Source organism: Paraliobacillus sp. JSM ZJ581, from assembly GCF_044383835.1.
GTDB lineage: Bacteria > Bacillota > Bacilli > Bacillales > Amphibacillaceae > Paraliobacillus.
In genome coordinates this window covers 1-2658 of record NZ_JBISEP010000057.1, presented here as the reverse complement: position 1 = coordinate 2658, position 2658 = coordinate 1, and the positions used below count along the sequence as shown (strand labels likewise).

Sequence of the window (2658 nt, the reverse complement as noted above, 5' to 3'; positions counted from 1 at the left end):
ACGCTTACCTATCAACGCGATGCGTGATACTCACGTACAACAAGAGATACACACGAGCTTTGCGAAAGTTACTAAGGCGGTAGGTAATCGTAAAATAAATAATATGAATGAGTTTTTTGAAGAATCATTTGGTAATAGTATCAAAGGCTCACTTTCAAAAACTAATAGCAAATTTCAAGGACAGTCAATATATGAAGTAAGCAAAAAAATTGATAATCAGTATTTGAAAAAGGGCGATAAAATATATTTAGATAACTTGCATAAAGATCATTTAGAAGTTTTTGATAAGAGGGGAAATGCAAAAGCAGTATTAAACTTAGATGGAACTTTAAATTATGATAAAACTGAAAAAGTGTTAAGTGAAGGAAGAAAATTAAAAATAAAATAAGGAGAAATTATGATGAAAAGCAGATTAGAAGAAACTTTGAATATATTAATTGAATTAAATACGTTTAAGAATAATAACATCTATTTAAATGAGGAAATAGAAGAAGAAAATGATAATATAAATGATTTTAGTGAGATAGAGAAGCGATTTAAATTAACTATAGAAAATTTGAAAAATATTGATAAAAATCAAGAGGATAATGTAATAAAGGAGTTAATCGATTTACATTTAATTTATTCTGATTTTGTTTGGCAATATGAACAAATTCATGAAATGATAAAAAAATGTATTTCTGAATATAGAGATAGTTAATACAACCTAGATTATTCACCGTCAAATATAAAATCCCACTAAAAAGCGTTCATGTCGGCTTTCTAGTGGGATTCTCTTTTTCACCTAAAAAGTGAAAAAAGAATCCATTTCTGATAGGATGATTGCGACGAAACAAAACACCACAGAAAAGATTCTTTATGATTCTTACTTTAACGCAAAACACCCTACACTTCAACCGTTCTATTAAATTATCTAACGACGGAGGTGAACTTTCCTCCGACACTGGCAACGTCATCTTCCGAGAATTCGATGAGAAATTGGGATTCTCCCAAACCATCGCAGAACATCTCCAACTCTCCGATGAACGCACGTTTTGCATTCACGAAAACGAGGAGTTGCTTCAACAGAAGATCTATCAGCTGATTGCCGGATATCACGACGACGATGCCGCGGATCATTTGACGACCGATCCGGTTTTTACGCAGATTCTTGCCAAGCCTGCGCTGGCTTCCCAGCCGTCCTTGTCCCGATTTTTTTCACCGGTTTGATCCGGATGCGCTCGATCGCCTTCAAACGGCGAACCAGGCATTGTTGGACTGGGTTCACCACGCCCGACAGGCAAAGGCGCTGATTGTGGACCTCGATTCATCGCATGCCGATACATACGGTCAACAAGAAAACGCCGCTTACAACGCGCATTATCAGACCGTGGGGTTTCATCCGTTGGTTGCATTCGACGGCTTGACCGGCGATTTCCTGAAAGCGAAGTTGCGTCCGGGAAATGTCTATACCTCGAATGGAGTCGTCGATTTCATCCGTCCGGTCATCGAACATTATAACGAGCAGTTTCCGGAAACCTCGTACCTGGTTCGCGGAGACAGCGGTTTTGCGGTTCCCGGGCTGTATGAATTATGCGAGAAAGAATCGTTCGCGCATATCATTCGTCTGAAATCCAATGCCAAGCTACAGGCGCTCGCGGAGGAACTGCACCCAACAGATGAGATCCAGGATATCTCGAAGACGGAAACCTATGTGGAAGATACCATTTACCAAGCAGCTTCCTGGTCGAAACCCCGCCGTGTCGTCATTCAATCGACCCGGCCAGCCGGTGAGCTGTTCTTCCGGCATGCCTTTTTTGTCACGAGCCTTGGCGAGTGCTTTTCTCCGCAAGCCATCGTGTATTCCTATCAGCAACGGGGCACGATGGAAAACTTCATCAAGGAAGCAAAAGAAGGATTTGGCTTCGATCAGATGAAAAGTCATGAGTTCACCGTCAATGCGGCCCGGATGATGTTGAGTTTGCTTGCCTACAACCTGACGAATTAGCTCCGCACGCTCAGCTTTCCGGCTGCTTCCAAAGGTATCCAGATCGGAACCATCCGGACACGATTAGTGAAAGTTGCGAGTAAATTGGTGAAGTCCGGTCGTTACTTGCATATGAAGATCTCTTCCAGTTTCGTCTACGACCGCTTTTTCTGGGAGGTCTTGGCGCAAGTTCAGCGGCTCCAATTGAGATGAAGCCGAATAACCGATTTTTTAAAAACAGCTTAGACCAAGGGAGAAGTCTGCCCAAAAATCATGAAATATTCCAAAAACAACCAAATAAAGCCGAGAGACTGTTGGGGAATTTGCAAAATCAGCTTAGAACTACAATCTGATGAGTATTTTTCGGTTTTTCATCTGTCTGTGAATAATTCAGGTTATATTAATTATAATGGCTAAGCGTTACGGTGATCCAGATTAGCGTAACGTAGGGGACATATCATGAAAGTTATCGGTTATATTCGAATATCTACACAAGGTCAAGTAAGAGATGGATATAGCTTGAAATACCAAGAAGTTGAAATTAAAGTATACTGTAAAGAACAAGACTAGAACTTGATACATATTTATAGAGATGAAGAAATTAGTGGAATATGCGGTTGCCTATCAAAACAGTACTGTGTATCAAGCAAAGGACGAGGTGATCGCTCAATCGACGGCTTATCTAGATGGCA

1 protein-coding gene and 3 pseudogenes are annotated in these 2658 nt (G+C 40.5%); all 4 read left to right on the top strand.

Annotation, left to right across the window (positions count from 1 at the left end):
• Nucleotides 1–388, top strand: a pseudogene (locus tag ACH6CY_RS15545) (hypothetical protein); the annotation flags it as partial.
• A 12-nt stretch (nucleotides 389–400) separates the two neighbouring features.
• On the top strand, nucleotides 401–700 hold the full coding sequence (locus ACH6CY_RS15540) for a hypothetical protein (protein ID WP_374068221.1): 300 nt from the start codon (nucleotides 401–403) through the stop codon (nucleotides 698–700).
• Between the two features lie 161 nt (nucleotides 701–861).
• Nucleotides 862–2179, top strand: a pseudogene (locus ACH6CY_RS15535) (IS1380 family transposase).
• Between the two features lie 246 nt (nucleotides 2180–2425).
• Nucleotides 2426–2533 (top strand): annotated as a pseudogene (locus ACH6CY_RS15530) (recombinase family protein); the annotation flags it as partial.
• Between the last annotated feature and the right edge of the window lie 125 nt (nucleotides 2534–2658).

Excerpts from the sequence above, each read along its gene's own strand:
- ACH6CY_RS15540 (WP_374068221.1), top strand. The coding sequence starts at position 401 with ATGAAAAGCAGATTAGAAGAAACTTTGAATATATTAATTGAATTAAAT.